This window comes from Pseudomonas benzenivorans, assembly GCF_024397895.1.
Classification (GTDB): Bacteria; Pseudomonadota; Gammaproteobacteria; order Pseudomonadales; family Pseudomonadaceae; genus Aquipseudomonas; species Aquipseudomonas benzenivorans_A.
Window position 1 is genome coordinate 869,533 of the sequence record NZ_CP073346.1, and the last position, 14,373, is coordinate 883,905.

General features: G+C 67.0%; 17 protein-coding genes. 6 read left to right on the forward strand and 11 right to left on the reverse strand.

Going from position 1 to position 14,373, the window contains the following annotated elements; translation table 11 throughout:
• The first annotated feature begins 1 nt into the window (after position 1).
• Positions 2–1,333: a TolC family outer membrane protein gene (locus KDW96_RS03970; protein WP_255839129.1), complete on the forward strand. Its 1,332-nt coding sequence runs from the start codon at positions 2–4 to the stop codon at positions 1,331–1,333.
• Positions 1,334–1,352: 19 nt separating this feature from the next.
• Here KDW96_RS03970 and KDW96_RS03975 read toward each other — a convergent pair whose 3' ends face one another.
• From KDW96_RS03975 to KDW96_RS03985, 3 genes are read right to left on the reverse strand one after another with little or no spacing between them, the layout of a single operon-like run.
• Positions 1,353–1,877: a DUF2937 family protein gene (locus KDW96_RS03975; protein WP_255839130.1), complete on the reverse strand. Its 525-nt coding sequence runs from the start codon at positions 1,875–1,877 to the stop codon at positions 1,353–1,355.
• A gap of 32 nt (positions 1,878–1,909) precedes the next feature.
• Positions 1,910–2,683 (reverse strand): class II glutamine amidotransferase, encoded by a 774-nt coding sequence (locus tag KDW96_RS03980; RefSeq protein ID WP_255839131.1) that lies wholly within the window; start codon positions 2,681–2,683, stop codon positions 1,910–1,912.
• A gap of 31 nt (positions 2,684–2,714) precedes the next feature.
• Positions 2,715–3,194 carry an MFS transporter gene (locus KDW96_RS03985; protein WP_255839132.1) on the reverse strand — a complete coding sequence of 160 codons (480 nt, stop codon included), beginning with the start codon at positions 3,192–3,194 and terminating at the stop codon, positions 2,715–2,717.
• A gap of 111 nt (positions 3,195–3,305) precedes the next feature.
• On the opposite strand from KDW96_RS03985, the gene KDW96_RS03990 reads away from it, so the two are divergent.
• Complete coding sequence (locus KDW96_RS03990) at positions 3,306–5,348, forward strand: S9 family peptidase (protein ID WP_255839133.1); 2,043 nt, start codon at positions 3,306–3,308, stop codon at positions 5,346–5,348.
• Positions 5,349–5,457: 109 nt separating this feature from the next.
• Positions 5,458–5,931: a cyclic nucleotide-binding domain-containing protein gene (locus KDW96_RS03995; protein ID WP_255839134.1), complete on the forward strand. Its 474-nt coding sequence runs from the start codon at positions 5,458–5,460 to the stop codon at positions 5,929–5,931.
• On the opposite strand, the gene KDW96_RS04000 is transcribed toward KDW96_RS03995, so the two are convergent.
• On the reverse strand, positions 5,932–6,243 hold the full coding sequence (locus KDW96_RS04000; RefSeq protein ID WP_255839135.1) for a hypothetical protein: 312 nt from the start codon (positions 6,241–6,243) through the stop codon (positions 5,932–5,934). It lies immediately after the preceding gene.
• A 131-nt stretch (positions 6,244–6,374) separates the two neighbouring features.
• Here KDW96_RS04000 and KDW96_RS04005 point away from each other — a divergent pair, with 131 nt between their 5' ends.
• Together KDW96_RS04005 and KDW96_RS04010 are read left to right on the forward strand one after the other, a co-directional pair.
• Entirely contained in the window at positions 6,375–6,749 is a 375-nt protein-coding gene (locus tag KDW96_RS04005) for a YajD family HNH nuclease (RefSeq protein ID WP_255839136.1), read from the forward strand.
• Positions 6,750–6,804: 55 nt separating this feature from the next.
• The gene (locus KDW96_RS04010) at positions 6,805–7,272 is read left to right on the forward strand and encodes an RNA methyltransferase (RefSeq protein ID WP_208709093.1); all 468 of its coding nucleotides are present in this window, start codon (positions 6,805–6,807) and stop codon (positions 7,270–7,272) included.
• Here the strand turns inward: KDW96_RS04010 and KDW96_RS04015 are convergent.
• The 6 genes from KDW96_RS04015 to rnd form a co-directional block, all read right to left on the reverse strand.
• The gene (locus KDW96_RS04015) at positions 7,269–7,898 is read right to left on the reverse strand and encodes a LysE family translocator (protein WP_255839137.1); all 630 of its coding nucleotides are present in this window, start codon (positions 7,896–7,898) and stop codon (positions 7,269–7,271) included. The genes KDW96_RS04010 and KDW96_RS04015 overlap by 4 nt on opposite strands.
• Positions 7,899–7,963: 65 nt before the next feature.
• Complete coding sequence (locus KDW96_RS04020; protein WP_255839138.1) at positions 7,964–9,190, reverse strand: hypothetical protein; 1,227 nt, start codon at positions 9,188–9,190, stop codon at positions 7,964–7,966.
• 115 nt (positions 9,191–9,305) lie between these two features.
• Positions 9,306–9,755, reverse strand: a complete 450-nt coding sequence (locus tag KDW96_RS04025; protein ID WP_255839139.1) for a YcgN family cysteine cluster protein — start codon at positions 9,753–9,755, stop codon at positions 9,306–9,308.
• A gap of 87 nt (positions 9,756–9,842) precedes the next feature.
• Complete coding sequence (locus KDW96_RS04030) at positions 9,843–10,775, reverse strand: D-2-hydroxyacid dehydrogenase (RefSeq protein WP_255839140.1); 933 nt, start codon at positions 10,773–10,775, stop codon at positions 9,843–9,845.
• A gap of 23 nt (positions 10,776–10,798) precedes the next feature.
• Positions 10,799–11,092: a YcgL domain-containing protein gene (locus KDW96_RS04035; RefSeq protein ID WP_255839141.1), complete on the reverse strand. Its 294-nt coding sequence runs from the start codon at positions 11,090–11,092 to the stop codon at positions 10,799–10,801.
• A complete protein-coding gene (rnd, locus tag KDW96_RS04040; protein WP_255839142.1) occupies positions 11,089–12,222 on the reverse strand; it encodes a ribonuclease D in 1,134 nt (377 codons plus the stop codon). The genes KDW96_RS04035 and rnd overlap by 4 nt, the downstream gene beginning before the upstream one ends.
• A 258-nt stretch (positions 12,223–12,480) precedes the next feature.
• On the opposite strand from rnd, the gene KDW96_RS04045 reads away from it, so the two are divergent.
• Complete coding sequence (locus KDW96_RS04045; RefSeq protein WP_255839143.1) at positions 12,481–13,542, forward strand: SMP-30/gluconolactonase/LRE family protein; 1,062 nt, start codon at positions 12,481–12,483, stop codon at positions 13,540–13,542.
• A 60-nt stretch (positions 13,543–13,602) separates the two neighbouring features.
• Here KDW96_RS04045 and KDW96_RS04050 read toward each other — a convergent pair whose 3' ends face one another.
• Positions 13,603–14,283, reverse strand: a complete 681-nt coding sequence (locus KDW96_RS04050; RefSeq protein ID WP_255839144.1) for a spermidine synthase — start codon at positions 14,281–14,283, stop codon at positions 13,603–13,605.
• Between the last annotated feature and the right edge of the window lie 90 nt (positions 14,284–14,373).

Below are 14,373 nucleotides of genomic sequence, written 5' to 3' on the forward strand. Positions count from 1 at the left end.
CATGGTGATCCGTTTAGCCTTCGTCTGTCTGGCCGGCATGGCCAGCCTGCCCGCGGCCGCTCTGGACCTGCAGGAAGCCTGGAACACCTTGCGCCTGCAGGGTCCGGTCTATCGATCGGCGACTCACGAGCGCGATGCCGGCGCGGAGAACCGCGCGTTGGGGCGTGCCGGCCTGCTGCCGCAGATCAGCGCCAGTGCCAGCAAGAGCAAGATCAAGGGCTCCCAGGAGTTCGGCAATTCGACCGATGCCGATCTGGACTACGACTCGCAGAACCTGGGCGTGCAGCTGCGCCAGCCGCTGTTCAACCGCCAGAAGATGGCCGAGTACCGCCAGGGCAAGCAGCGCGCCGAGTACAGCGAGGCGGTATTCGATGCCAAGACCCAGAACGTCGCGGTGCGCCTGGCCAGTCGCTACTTCGACGTGTTGCTGACCCGCGAGACCATCGAGTTGGCCAACGCCAAGCTCAAGGCCTTCGAGCAGCAGGTGGCGGCCTCCAAGCGGCGTTTCGACCTGGGCGACGGCACCATCACCGATGTCGATCAGGCCACCGCGCGGCGCGACCTGGCCCTGGCCGAGCAGATCGAGGCGCAGGACAACCTGGCGATCGCCCTGCGCCTGCTGCAGGAAATGCTCGGCGAAATGCCGCAGCAGGTCGCCACCCTGCACAGCGACTTCCCCACCCCCGGTCTGCATCCGAACAATTTGCAGGACTGGTTGAGCAAGGCGCGGGCGAACAACCCGGCCCTGCGCGCCCGTCACTACAACCACCGACTCGCCGAAGAGGAGGTCAATCGCGCCAGCGGCGGGCACTGGCCGACCCTCGACTTCGTCCTGGGCTATACCGACAGCGAAAGCGACTCGGTCACCACCATCAACCAGAAGAACCGCTACGCCTCAGTCGGCCTGGAGTTCAACATGCCGCTGTACTCCGGCGGCGCGGTAAGCGCCCGGGTCCGCCAGGCCACGTCCAGCCGCGAGCAGGCCGGGGAAGACCTCAACGCCACCCGCGAGGAGGTGTACTCCGCCACCACCCGCGAATTTCGCGGGGTACAGAGCGGCCCGGCGCGGATCAGGGCGCTGGAGCAGGCGGTCGCCTCCAGCGAGCGGGCCCAGGATTCGGCGAAGAAGGGATTTCTGGCGGGCTCCAGCACCAACGTCGACATCCTCAACGCGGAGGAGCAGGTGTTTCTCGCCCGGCGCGACCTGCTGGAAGCCAAGTTGCGCTACCTGATCTCACGCCTGCAACTGGCCGCCGCCGTGGGCCTGCTGGGCGACGACGATATCCGTCAGGTCAACGCCTATCTCGGTCCGCAACTGGTGCTGAATTACTGAGTGAACCAGGCGCGCGCACCTAGCGCCAGTGACGCTCCCGCGCGCGGCGGTCCTGACCGGCGCCGAACACCCAGGCCAGCATCAGCAGCAATCCCTCGATCGACCAGGCCAGCAACAGGGCGCTGCTGATACCCCAGGCAATGGCCTCCGGCGCCAACAGCACCTGATAGCGATAGGCCGCGAAGGTCTCTTCCAGCATCGCTCGATCCGCCGTCACGGTCAGGTGCCACACCTGGCCGTACCAGGGACCTTGCATCGCCTGCCATTCCTGCTCGAGCAAAGCCGAGCGCTCGACCAGTTCGCCGACGCTCTGGGCGTCGCTGCGCATCACCGGATCGTCGCTCACACGGTAGTGGGCCACCAGGGCCTGCAGGTCCGCCTTGAAGAAACGCCGGGCGGTGTCCCGGAACCCCTTCAGGCCCAGCTCCGACTCCAGGCGGTGGGCCTCGACACGCTTGCCGTAATCATCGATAAAGCCGGGCACCTGGACCCCGATCAGCAGGCCCAGGGCGAACAGCGCCAGACGCAGATAGCTTCTCAGCATTCCCTTCCCCCAATGCCCCGTATGAGCCCGGCTCAGGCGATGCCCTGTGCCAGGCACTCGCCACCGCGCCACAGGCGCCATTCGCCAGGTTGGTAGCGACTCCAGTTCTCGTTATCGGTGAGCGGCTCGGTGACCAGCACGGTGACCACGTCGTTGGGTGTGGTTTCCGCCTGGAAATCCACCTTCAGGTCGGCGTCCTTCAACTGTGCCGGCCCGAACGGCGCACGCCGGGTGATGTGCGCCAGCTTGGTCGAGCAGAAGCTAAATAGCCAGTCGCCATCACTGAGCAGGCAATTGAATACCCCGAGCTGACGGTATGCCGCACACGCCTCCACCAGGCTCGGCAGCAACTGCTCGAAGGGCGCGGGTTCGGGAAACGCCAGGCGCAGGCGGTTGAGCAGATCGCAGAAGGCCGCCTCGCTGTCGGTGTCGCCGATGGGGCGATAGAACCCCGGCGCCGGACGGAAGTCCGCCAGCTGGCCATTGTGGGCGAAGCACCAGTTGCGCCCCCACATTTCCCGCACGAAGGGGTGGGTATTGGCCAGGCAGACGCGGCCGACATTGGCCTGGCGAATGTGACCGATCACCACCTCGCTCTTGATCGGGTAGCGCTGCACCAGTTGCGCCACTTCCGACTCGCTGCTGGCCCGCGGGTCCTGGAACAGGCGCAGGCCGCGCCCCTCGTAGAAGCCGATGCCCCAGCCGTCGCGATGGGGGCCGGTGCGGCCGCCGCGCTGCATCAGCCCGGTGAAGCTGAAGACGATATCGGTGGGCACATTGGCGCTCATACCGAGCAGCTCGCACATGACTAGCGGCCTCCAGCCAGTTTCGAGCGGATCAGAGCCGCGGCTCGATGCGCAGGCGACGCTCGCCGCGCGAGTCGCGCTGGGCCGCGGGCTGCTCCCCGGCGTCCTGTTCCATCAGCTCGCGCAGGGTCGGTCCATCCTCTTCGCGAGCCGCCGGCGCCGCACCGCCGCGGCGCTTCCACCAGCGCTCGATCGGCCAGCGGATGGCCACGAACAGCAGGTAGAGGGCCAATGCGATCAGGCCGTAGAGCGCCAGGTCCGCCACCGCCCGCCAGGCGTTGTTGCCGACCTTGAACAGCAGGTCCAGGGCGGTGATGGCAATGGCGGGGGCGAACAGCTCCCTGGCCGGATCGACTATGGTCGGGGACAGCAGCAGCACCGCCACCAGCAGGCGCAGCGGCTCGCGCAGGTAGCGCCACATCCAGCGGGTCAGGCGGCACCAGACCAGCAGGCAGCCAAGCGCGGCGACACCATAGGCGCTCCAGGCAAGTAGGTAATCGCTTTCGATCATAACTCCGGGGGTCCCTGGCGTGGCGGGGCTTACAAAGGGGGGCTTATGATAGCGACTTTTCACCGGCCCGGCGCCCCTGCCGTCAGCCGTACCTGTTTTCGGAGTTGCCCCATGCCGCACGCCCCCATCGCCCGCACCGAACCCGGCGCCGATCCGTACCGCTGGCTGGAGCAGCGCGACGCCGCCGAGGTACTCGAGCACCTCGAGGCCGAGAATGCCTACCTGGAGGCGCAATTGTCCGAGCAGGGCGAACTGCGCGAGGCACTGTTCCAGGAGATCAAGGGGCGCATCCGCGAAACCGACCTGTCGCTGCCTTCGCCCTGGGGCCCCCACCTCTACTACCAGCGCACCACCGCCGGCGACGAGTACCCGCGGCACTACCGCTGCCCGCGCCCGACCGATGACTCGTTGCAGGTCGACGCGGACGCCGAACAGCTGCTACTCGACCCCAATGCCCTGGCGAACGGCGGCTATCTGTCCCTGGGCGCGTTCAGCATCAGCCCCGATCATCAGCGCCTGGCCTACAGCCTGGACACCAGCGGCGACGAAACCTACCGGCTGTTCGTCAAGGAGCTGGCCGACGGCAGCATCCGTGAGCTGCCGTTCGCCGACTGCGACGGCAGCATGACCTGGGCCAACGACAGCCAGACCCTGTTCTTCGGCGAACTGGACGAGACCCACCGGCCGCACAAGCTCTTTCGTCACCGCCTTGGGGACGACGACGCCGAGCTGGTGTTCCATGAACGCGACGGGCGTTTCTTCCTGCACTGCTACCGCACCAGTTCGGAACGCCAGCTGGTCTTGGCGCTGGGCAGCAAGACCACCAGCGAGGTCTGGGTGCTGGATGCCGAAACGCCACAGGGCGCCTTCCGCTGCCTGGCCCCGCGCGAGGACGACCACGAATACTATGTCGATCATGGCCAGCTCGACGGCCACTGGAGCTGGCTGATCCGCAGCAACCAGAGCGGCATCAACTTCGCCCTGTTCGGCGCCCCTGAGCAGGCGCCGACCCGCGAGCACTGGCGCCAGCTGCGCGCCCACGACGAGCAGGTGATGCTCGAAGGCGTCAGCCTCAACCAGCGCGGCCTGGTCCTCAGCCTGCGCGAATCCGGCCTGCCGGTGATCGAGGTGCAGCCTCAGGGGCAGAACGCCTACCGCGTGCAGCTGCCGGACGCGGCCTACAGCCTGCATGTACAGGACGCCCTGGAATTCGACAGCCCGGTGATCCGCCTGCGCTACGAGGCCCTCAACCGGCCGGCGCAGATTCGCCAACTGGACCTGGCCAGCGACGAGCAGCGGGTGCTCAAGGAAACCCCGGTGGAGGGTCCCTTCGACGCCGACGCCTATGTCAGCCAGCGCCTGTGGGCCGAGGCGGCGGACGGCACCCGGGTGCCCATCAGCCTGGTGGCCCGCCGCGAGGTGCTCCAGGCCGGGCAGCCTGCCCCGCTCTACCTCTACGGCTACGGCGCCTATGGCGAGAGCCTCGACCCCTGGTTTTCCCATGCCCGTCTGAGCCTGCTCGAGCGCGGCTTCGTCTTCGCCATCGCCCATGTGCGCGGCGGCGGCGAGCTGGGCGAGGCCTGGTACCGCGCCGGCAAGCTGGAGCACAAGCACAACAGCTTCGACGACTTCATCGCCTGCGCCGAGCACCTGATCGGCGCAGGCTATACCAGCGCCGAGCGGCTCGCCATCAGTGGCGGCAGCGCCGGCGGCCTGCTGATCGGCGCGGTGCTCAACCTGCGTCCGCAGCTGTTCGCCGCCGCCATCGCCGAGGTGCCTTTCGTCGATGTGCTCAACACCATGCAGAACCCCGAGCTGCCGCTGACCGTCACCGAATACGACGAGTGGGGCGATCCCCATGAGCCCCAGGTGTTCGAGCGGATCAAGGGCTACGCCCCCTACGAGAACGTCAAGGCCCAGGCCTACCCGGCGATTCTCGCGGTGGCCGGCTACAACGACAGCCGCGTGCAGTACTGGGAGGCGGCCAAGTGGGTGGCCAAGCTGCGCGCCCACAAGACCGACGACCGGCTGCTGCTGCTCAAAACCGACCTCGGCGCAGGTCATGGCGGCATGAGCGGCCGCTACCAGGCCCTGCGCGACGTGGCCCTGGAGTATGCTTTCCTGCTCAAGGTGCTCGAACCGCGCGCCGCCTGAATGAGCGCACGGTCACAGCTTCTGGCGCACGGCCGTTGGCAAGGGCGCGCCGGCCAGCTAACGTCAGTTATGCACCCCTTTTATCTTGCCGGACAGCCTTAGAGTTCCCATGCCCGACAGCTCCTACCTGATCGATGAAATCCGCGACATGCTGCTCGACTGCGGCATGTTCAACAATCTGCTGCCTGCCGAACTGCTGCACGCCGCCGGCTACTTCAACATCAGCAAATTCGACCCGGACGCGGTCATCTGCAACGAGGGCGATGCCGGCACCTTCATGTGCATCATCCACTTCGGCGCGGTGTCGGTGCGCAAGACCAACTCAAGCGGCGAGATCGTCGAGATCGCCAAGCTGCGCAAGGGCCGCGCCTTCGGCGAGATGGCGGTGCTGGACGGGGAAAGGCGCTCGGCCAGTTGCGTGGCCGTCAGCGACTGCACCCTGCTGGTGCTGGCCAAGGACTCCCTGGAAAAGATGCTGCAGGAAGCCCCCAAGTCGGCCGCCAAGATCATCCGCGCCATCGCGGTGGCCATGTCCAAGCGTCTGCGCATGGTCGATGGCCAGCTGGTCGAAAAGCAGGTCTGATCAGTCGCTCCGCCCCCCTTCAAGGTTGCGCTGCAGCTGCTGCTCCAGCAGCGGTAGTCTGCCGTCCGCCGGCAGCGGCTTGCCGGGCTGCGGGTTCAGCCGCCCGCCCCGGTTACCGCTGCCGTCGTTGAGCAACGGCAAGTGGTTCGGCGCGGTGCCGGGCAGCCCGCGCGTCGGCGGCAGGGCGAAGGGCTGGGGCGTGGCGGTACCCGGCGAGCCGGCTACAGGGGCCGGCAGCCGATCGCCCTGCGCCGACAGTGTTGCCGCCCAGAATGCGCTCAGACCGGCCAGGATCAGCACGGACACCGGCATTGTCGCCCTCCTTTCGTGGTACTCACTAGTTGGGCCGCGGCGGACACCATTAATGCCCGGCCGGCGGTTCTCCGCGACTGCCGGCGGGATTACACTGCAGACAAGCCCCGAATCACACGATGGAACAGACCATGAGCACTGACAAATCGCCCTCGCCCACCGCCAAGCTCGACCGCATCCTCGCCGAGGCCCAACGCAGTCGCGAGGAAGGTTACCGGCAGAAGGCCCTGAAGATGTACCCGCACGTCTGCGGTCGCTGTGGCCGCGAATTCGCCGGCAAGCGCCTGAGCGAGCTGACGGTGCACCACCGCGACCACAACCACGACAACAATCCCCAGGACGGCTCCAACTGGGAGCTGCTGTGCCTGTACTGCCACGACAACGAGCATTCGCGCTACACCGACCAGCAGTACTTCAGCGAAGGCTCCACCGCCACGCCCCAGGGCCCCAAGGTGACCCACAAGGCCTTCGCCGACCTCGCCGCGCTGCTGAAGAACAAAGAATAAGCCAGTCCGAAGCGCGCCCCGTATACTGGCGCCCTTTGCACAAGGGGCCCGTTTCGTGGCGAACAAGAGATACAGCTGCATCGGCCTGTTCAACCCCAAGTCACCGGAGAACGTCGGCGCGGTGATGCGCGCCGCCGGCTGCTACGGGGTCAGCTCGGTGTTCTATACCGGCAAGCGCTACGAACGGGCCCGGGACTTCGTCACCGACACCAAGCAGGTGCACCTGGACATTCCGCTGATCGCCATCGACGACCTGCAGAAGATCATCCCCCTGGGCTGTACCCCGGTCGCCGTGGAGCTGGTGGAGGGCGCCCGGCCCTTGCCGGAGTACACCCACCCGGATCGGGCCATCTACATCTTCGGCCCGGAAGACGGCTCACTGGACAAGCAGATCCGCAGCTGGTGCGAAGACGTGGTCTACATCCCGACCCAGGGCTGCATGAACCTCGCCGCGACGGTCAACGTGGTGCTCTACGATCGCCTGGCCAAGGGCAACAACACCAAGTCCGGCCCACTCTTCTAGCGCCGCTCGGTGAGCGCCAGGCCGATGCCCATGGCCATGATCAGCACGCCCGCGGCGCTCTGCTGCCAGCGGCGCCAGGCCGGGCGATCGCCCAGGCGACTGCCGAAGTGCCCGCACAGCGCCGCAACGGCGGCATTCACCAGGGTGCCGCTGAGGCTGAAGATCACCCCGAGCAGGAGCATCTGCCAGACGAAGCTCGGCGATTCGGGGCTGGCGAACTGCGGCAGAAAGGCGAGGAAGAACAGCGCCACCTTGGGGTTGAAGACGTTCACCAGCACCCCCTGCCAGAGCACCTGGGGCAGCCGCGCCGGCACCAGCGCCTGGCTCTTCGCCTCGCGCCAGCCCGCACGGATCAGCTGCACCCCCAGCCAGACCAGATAGAGCACCCCGGCCCACTTCACCAGGGTGAAGGCCAGCGCCGACATCATCAGCAGCGCCGACAGGCCGAAGGCGGCCGCCAGGGCATGCACCAGGCAGCCGACGCCTATCCCCAGGCTCGACACCAGCCCGGCGGGCGCGCCCTGGGCGCTGGCGCGCGAGGCGATATACAGCATGTCCGGCCCGGGGGTCAGGTTCAACGCCAGGGTCGCGGCGAGAAACAGGCCGAAATGTTCGATGCCGAGCATGGTCTTCCTCCGTTGAGTGCTGCGGTGGCCGTAAGCCGAGGCGTGCGAGTCCCGGCCGCCAGCGATCAGCGCAGCAGCTTGGTATCCAGCACCTCGGACGGCGCGCCCATGATGCTTTCGCTGATCTCGACCAGATCCTGGGTACTGACCTTGTTCAGGCGCATCAGGCCGCGGGTGACGTCATCCAGCGAGCGCGGCTGGCTGTCCTTGGTGGCCTGGCGGATTTCCCGGTCCAGCTCCTGCAGCAGCAGCACCGCGCGGGCAGTGACCGGGCCGGTGGATCGGGCGCCGCGCAGGCTCTTGACTGGCTTGCTCCACTTGCTCAGCTGCTGGCGAATCTTCTGGTAACGCTCCTCGCTCAATCCGCCGGCGCGGCGCATCAGCTCGATGGCGTAATACTCGGCCAGCCCCTCTACGACCCAGTCACTGCGATCGCGCTGACTGATGCGACTGAACACGTGCACCAGCTCATGCACCAGAGAACTGGTGCCGTTCTCGCTGACCAGCGGACGATCGGTGTGCATGTAGTAGGAGTTGGTCGCCGACAGGCCGCCGCGCCACATCGGGTCGCCGGCGCCGACGATCAGCAGCTTGGCCGGATCGCGCGGGAACACCGCCTGCATCTGCGGCCAGATGAAGGTCAGCAGGGTGAGGATGTCCATCCGCCGCATTCCCTCGCCGACCGGTGCGGCGACCGTGACATCGGTATCGCCCAGCTGGGCGCGCCGGGTCCCGATCTTGCCGGCGACTATCCAGCCGGTCGGGCGGTCGAACTTGCGCAGCGGATTGTCGATGCGGAATTTGTTCTTGCCGATCCGTGGCCAGCCGGTCTCGACCCCGCGCCAGCCCTTGGGCAGCTCGAACTGCAGGCGCGAGACCAGCACGGTGTCGTCTTCCTGGCGCAGGCGGGCGCTGGGCACCAGGTCGTCGCCACGCAGCAGCGCCCAGTCCTCGGTCATGCGCGCGTCGTAATGCTGGTCGCCGCGCAGATGGTTGATGCGCACGCGATAACTCAACTTCGCCCGTCCCTTGGCCGGTTGCCACAGGCCCCGCCCGGGGCTGTCCTGGGTCCACTGGCCGTCGGCGGCGAAATCGCTGTACATCCCCTCCTCGCCCAGGTCGAAATCCAGGCTCAGCACCCGCTCACCCTTCTCCAGGGTCAGGCTGACTTCGGCCTGATCACTGTCTGGGAGGAAACGTACCTGATAGTCCAGGTCAACGTTCTTGGCGGCCCACAGCGGGGCACTGAAGATCAGCGCTGCGGCGGACAACAAGCTACGGCGAATCGGCATACGAGGCACTTCCTAGGCAGGACGATACGAAGAAACCATAGACCGGTTGCGCGTCGAACGATTCCCGGTCGCTGGCGGCTACGCTTGCACAAAGCCGGCAGCGCTGCAATGGCGCTTAGCCAGCGCGGAAGATCAGGTGCTCTTCCCAGTCATCCTCGGCGACGCTGTTCTCGCTGAGCATGCGTCCGGCCTGGGAGATGCGTTCGACATGCACCGCTTGCGGGTCGCCACAGACCAGGTGGTGCCAAAGCGGCAGGTCCTTGCCCTCGCTGACCAGACGGTAGGCGCAGGTCGGCGGCAGCCACTGGAACTGGTCGGCCTGGGCCGGGGTGAGCTGGATGCAGTCGGGAACGAAACGGGCGCGATTGGCGTAATCGGTGCACCGACAACTGTCCAGATCGAGCAGTTTGCAGGCGATACGCGTGTAGTAGACGCTGCCGTCGTCCTCGTCCTCGAGTTTCTGCAGGCAGCACAGACCGCAGCCGTCGCACAGCGACTCCCACTCGTCCTGGTCGAGCTGGGCGAGGGTCTTGCGTTTCCAGAAGGGTTCGACTTTGGCGGCCATGGCGAGCGGTATGGGTACGGGCGAAAGGGCCGGCAGTCTAGCGTGGAGGCCGCGCCCGGCCAAGGGCGCATCGCCGAACGGCGCTGGCTAGTAACCGCGCACGAAATCCACCTGACCGCGCAGCTCATGGCCTGTGCGCCAGCGCGTCAGGTTGTCGAGGAACAACTGCGCCATCAGGTGCGGCTCGGTCGGGGCCGACGTGTGACCGGTGAGCAGCAGGTGCGGCGCGGTCCAGAACGGATGACCCGCAGGCAGCGGCTCTTGGCGGCAGACGTCGATCACCGCGCCGGCCAGCTGCCCCTGCTCCAAGGCGGCGACCAGGTCGGCATCGACCACCGCCACCCCGCGACCGGCATTGATCAGCACGGCGCTGGACTTGAGCCGGGCCAGCAAGGTGGCGTCGTAGATATCGCGGGTGGCCGGCGTATCCGGCAGCAGGTTGACCAGGTAATCGGCGCTGGCGGCCAGGCGAGGCAGCGCATCCATGCCGGCCACCTCGACGAAGGGCGCCTGCACCCGCGCCTGGCTGGCGATTCCCAGCAGTTCGACGCCGAAGGGGGCGAGGAACTGCGCCACACTCTGGCCGATATCGCCACAGCCGACGATCAGCACCCGGCGACCGACCAGACTGCGCGGCAGGCGGTTGTCCCAGTGCTGCTCCACCTGCGCGGCCAGGCGCGCGAACAGCCGGCGCTCATGGGCCAGGAGGTAACCGAGCACATACTCGGCCATTACCTGGCCGAAGATGCCCACGGCGCGACTGAGTCGGTAATCGCGTGGCAACTGCGGCGCCAGCAACGGGGTGATGCCGGCCCAGGTGGACTGCAGCCACTGCGGCTTGTGTCCCTGCTCCAGCAGCCCGGCGAGCAGGTCCGGCTGGCCCAACCAGAGCGGGCAACGGGCGGCCAACTGGGCCAGTTCAGCGGGATCATCGCTGCCGTGCAGCACCAGCTCGGGGGAGGCCTGGTGCAGCAACTCGGCATAGGTGACGTGGTCGGCTTCGGCGATCAGCAGGTGCATGTTGGATCCTTGGCCTGGTGGGTTCAGACGGGGTCGTTGCGGCGCAGCAGCTCGTCCGGCAGGTGCTCGATATACTCATCTTCCGGCGGCGGCATCTGCAAGTGAAAGCCCTGCTGCTCGAGGTTGTCGAGCACCTTGTGGATATCCTCGCGGGCCAGCTGGCGTTCCGGGCTGAGCACCATGTCGAAGGTGTGGATGGGCGGGCCGAAGGCGACCAGCAGGTTCTCGGGCACACGCTTGAGCGCGTCGCTCTTGAGCACGTAGAGGTACATCTCGTTCTTGCGCGGACTTTTGTAGATCGAGCAAATGCGCTTCACGCGGGGTCTCCTTCAGCGGCCAGGCAGTCGAGCAGGGCCTGGCCCATCAATTCACGGCGCCAGCCACGCAGGGCGTCTGGCAACTGGTAGGGGCCATCGGGGTAGCCGCTTTTCAGCAGGGCTTCGAGGGTTTTCTTGCGCAGCATCAGTTCCGGCGCGATGTCCAGGCGCTCGGCCTGGCGCTGGCCGATGGCGCGCAGCTTCTTCAGCAGTGCCGAGGCCTCCACCGGCAGCGGCTCGGGCAGGGCCTCGGGCCAGTCGGCCGGCGGCGTGGCGGCGGCGTCCTTGATCAGCTGCAACAGGGTCTCGCCGTCCTGGCGTACGGTCTTGGGGTGCATGTCGTCGATGCGCGCCAGGGCCACCAGGTTGTCCGGCTGGCTGCGCGCCAGCGGCCACAGCGAATGCTCGCGAATGATGCGGTTGCGCGGCTGGTTGCGCGCCCGCGCCTCACGCTCGCGCCAGGCGCACAGGGCGCGCAGCACCGCCAGTTGCTGGCGCGACAGCTTCCAGGCCAGCTTGGCCTCGCGGTAGAGCTCCTGCGGGTCGACTTCGCGGCGCAGGTTGGCCACCAGCTCGGCACCGTCCTCCAGCACCCAGGCGTTCTTCTCCTCGGACAGCTGCCGCTGCTGGGCCTGGTACACCTCGGCCAGGTGCAGCACGTCCTCGGCGGCGTAGCTGACCTGGGTCTCGGACAACGGGCGCTGCAGCCAATCGGAGCGGGTCTCGCCCTTGGGCAGCTCGATGTTAAGCACCGCCTGGACCAGGCGCGAATAACCCATGGAGAAGCCGAGGTTGAGATAGCCGGCGGCCAGTTGAGTGTCGAACAGCGGCGTCGGCAGGCTGCCGGCCAGGCGCAGGAAGACCTCCAGATCCTCGCTGCAGGCGTGCAGCACCTTGACCACCGTAGCGTCTTCAAGCAATGCAGCGAAGGGCGTCCAGTCGCTGATCTGCAGGGGGTCGATCAGGTAGGCCCGCTCGCCCTCGCTGACCTGCAGCAGGCCGGCGATCGGGTAGAAGGTGTCGACCCGCATGAACTCGGTGTCCAGGGCCACGAACGGCAACCGATGCCAGTCGGCGCAATGCTGAGCCAGGCTGGCATCGTCAAGAATCCAATGAATATCGATAGCCACGCGGCACTCCCGTCAAGAATACCGCGCAGTATATATCGCCAATGCCCCTTGCCGGGCATCGAGACCGGCAAAGGATCGTGGACTTCGAACGGCTGGACGGTCGGCTGCTCGTAGGCATCGGCGATGGCCCGGGCGGCTGGTCCACCGACGTACACGCACAGTGCGCCCGCAACACCTCCACGTCCACAGCGGCGGACAAAGACGCTACCCTGATAGCTTTTGCCCACCCGGAACGCTTCAACACAAGGAATGATTGCGATGAACAAACTGCTTGGCCTACTCGTGCTGGGGCTTGTCGCCACGGCGCTCTACCTGGCGATCACCCCCAGCCCGATCGAGCCGCTGGCCTGGCAGGCACCGCCCGCTCCGGTCATGACCGGCGTACTGGAACCCAACGACACGCTGATGAAAGCCGAGTTGCTCGGCAAGGGACACGTGCAGGGGCCGGAGGACAGCGCGGTGGACGCCCAAGGCCTGGTCTACAGCGGCCTGCACGACGGGCGCATCGTGCGCATCGCAGCCGACGGTCGGGTCGAGCCTTTCGCCTACACCGGCGGACGCCCCCTGGGCATGGATTTCGACGCCGCCGGCAACCTGATCGTGGCCGATGCCTACAAGGGCCTGCTGTCGATCGATCCCCAGGGGCAGATCCGGGTACTCGCAACCGAAGCCGCAGGCGTCCCGTTCCGCTTCACCGACGACCTGGATATCGCCGCCGACGGCACTATCTATTTCAGCGACGCCTCTTCGCGCTTCGCGCAGCCCGACTACCTGCTCGACCTGCTCGAGGCCCGCCCCCACGGCCGCCTGCTCAGCTATCGGCCGGCCAGCGGCGAGACCCGCGTGCTGCTCGAGGACCTGTACTTCGCCAACGGCGTGGCGCTATCGGCCGACGAGGACTTCGTGCTGGTCAACGAGACCTACCGCTACCGCATCACCCGCTACTGGCTCAAAGGCGATAAGGCCGGCAGCGCCGACACCTTCATCGACAACCTGCCGGGCCTGCCGGACAACCTGCAGGGTGACGGCGCGGGCACCTTCTGGGTCGCCCTGCCGACCCCGCGCAAGGCCGACGCCGACTTTCTCCATCGCCACCCCTGGCTCAAGGCCCAGTTGGCCAAGCTGCCGCGCGCCCTGTGGCCCAAGCCGATTGACTACGGCCTGGTCATCGCCCTCAACGAGCGGGGCGAGATCGTCCGCAGCCTGCACGACGCCAGCGGCAGCCACCTGCGCATGGTCACCTCGGCCAAGCCGGTGGGCGACTACCTGTACCTCGGCAGCCTGGACAACGACCGCATCGGCAAGCTGAGAATTCGCTGAGTCAACCAAACCAGCCCGCCAGCGGTTCCCCCTGGTGGGCGCTGAGCGCGGACTGAAGCCTTACTTGAGCTTTTCGGCGATCCAGATGGTGTGCCGGGTGCCACGGTTGCCATGGGCATACACCTGCACCTCTTCGACCTTGAACCCGCTGCGGCGCACCTTGTCGGCAAACGCGCGATCGGCGCTGGCCGACCACACCGCCAGCATGCCCTTGGGCCGCAGCGCCTGATGACACTGGCGCAGGCCCTCGGCGGAATACAGCCAGCTGTTGCCCTTCTGGGTCAGCCCCTCGGGGCCATTGTCGACATCCAGCATGATCGCGTCATAGGCCTGGGTAGATGCCTTGAGCTGCTTGGCGACATCCTCCTGCACCACCCGGGTGCGCGGGTCCAGCAGCGGGTAGTCGGACTTGGCGCCCAGCGGGCCGCGGTTCCACGCCACCACCCCGGGCACCAGTTCGGCCACCGTCACCTCGGCATCCGCCCCCAGGTGCTGCAGCGCCGAGGCCAGGGTAAAGCCCATGCCCAGTCCGCCGATCAGCGCCCGCGCCTGCGGCCGGCCGGCCACCTTCTTGCAGGGAATCGCCGCCAGGGCGTCTTCGGAGCCGTGCATGCGCGTGTTCATCAGCTGGCCACCGTCGCCGCCGGCGATCTTGATGACGAAATCCTCGCCGTACTCGAACAGGCACAGGGCGCCGCCGCCGGGAATTTCCGCCGTGTCCAGCAGTACGAAGCGCTTCATATCGATCGACGAACCTGTGTAAGGAAAGGAGCCGGCACAATACAGCAGCCCGGCGAAGGCCACAGCCACTGTGTGCCCGACCATCCCCAG

What these genes read in the sequence shown, in the direction of transcription:
- KDW96_RS04050 (WP_255839144.1), bottom strand. Translation starts at nt 14,283, where the DNA reads ATGAAGCGCTTCGTACTGCTGGACACGGCGGAAATTCCCGGCGGCGGC.
- KDW96_RS03995 (WP_255839134.1), top strand. Translation starts at nt 5,458, where the DNA reads ATGCCCGACAGCTCCTACCTGATCGATGAAATCCGCGACATGCTGCTC.
- KDW96_RS04030 (WP_255839140.1), bottom strand. Translation starts at nt 10,775, where the DNA reads ATGCACCTGCTGATCGCCGAAGCCGACCACGTCACCTATGCCGAGTTG.
- KDW96_RS04025 (WP_255839139.1), bottom strand. Translation starts at nt 9,755, where the DNA reads ATGGCCGCCAAAGTCGAACCCTTCTGGAAACGCAAGACCCTCGCCCAG.
- KDW96_RS04000 (WP_255839135.1), bottom strand. Translation starts at nt 6,243, where the DNA reads ATGCCGGTGTCCGTGCTGATCCTGGCCGGTCTGAGCGCATTCTGGGCG.
- KDW96_RS03975 (WP_255839130.1), bottom strand. Translation starts at nt 1,877, where the DNA reads ATGCTGAGAAGCTATCTGCGTCTGGCGCTGTTCGCCCTGGGCCTGCTG.
- KDW96_RS04020 (WP_255839138.1), bottom strand. Translation starts at nt 9,190, where the DNA reads ATGCCGATTCGCCGTAGCTTGTTGTCCGCCGCAGCGCTGATCTTCAGT.
- KDW96_RS03980 (WP_255839131.1), bottom strand. Translation starts at nt 2,683, where the DNA reads ATGTGCGAGCTGCTCGGTATGAGCGCCAATGTGCCCACCGATATCGTC.
- KDW96_RS04005 (WP_255839136.1), top strand. Translation starts at nt 6,375, where the DNA reads ATGAGCACTGACAAATCGCCCTCGCCCACCGCCAAGCTCGACCGCATC.
- KDW96_RS04045 (WP_255839143.1), top strand. Translation starts at nt 12,481, where the DNA reads ATGAACAAACTGCTTGGCCTACTCGTGCTGGGGCTTGTCGCCACGGCG.
- KDW96_RS04015 (WP_255839137.1), bottom strand. Translation starts at nt 7,898, where the DNA reads ATGCTCGGCATCGAACATTTCGGCCTGTTTCTCGCCGCGACCCTGGCG.
- KDW96_RS03990 (WP_255839133.1), top strand. Translation starts at nt 3,306, where the DNA reads ATGCCGCACGCCCCCATCGCCCGCACCGAACCCGGCGCCGATCCGTAC.
- KDW96_RS03970 (WP_255839129.1), top strand. Translation starts at nt 2, where the DNA reads ATGGTGATCCGTTTAGCCTTCGTCTGTCTGGCCGGCATGGCCAGCCTG.
- KDW96_RS03985 (WP_255839132.1), bottom strand. Translation starts at nt 3,194, where the DNA reads ATGATCGAAAGCGATTACCTACTTGCCTGGAGCGCCTATGGTGTCGCC.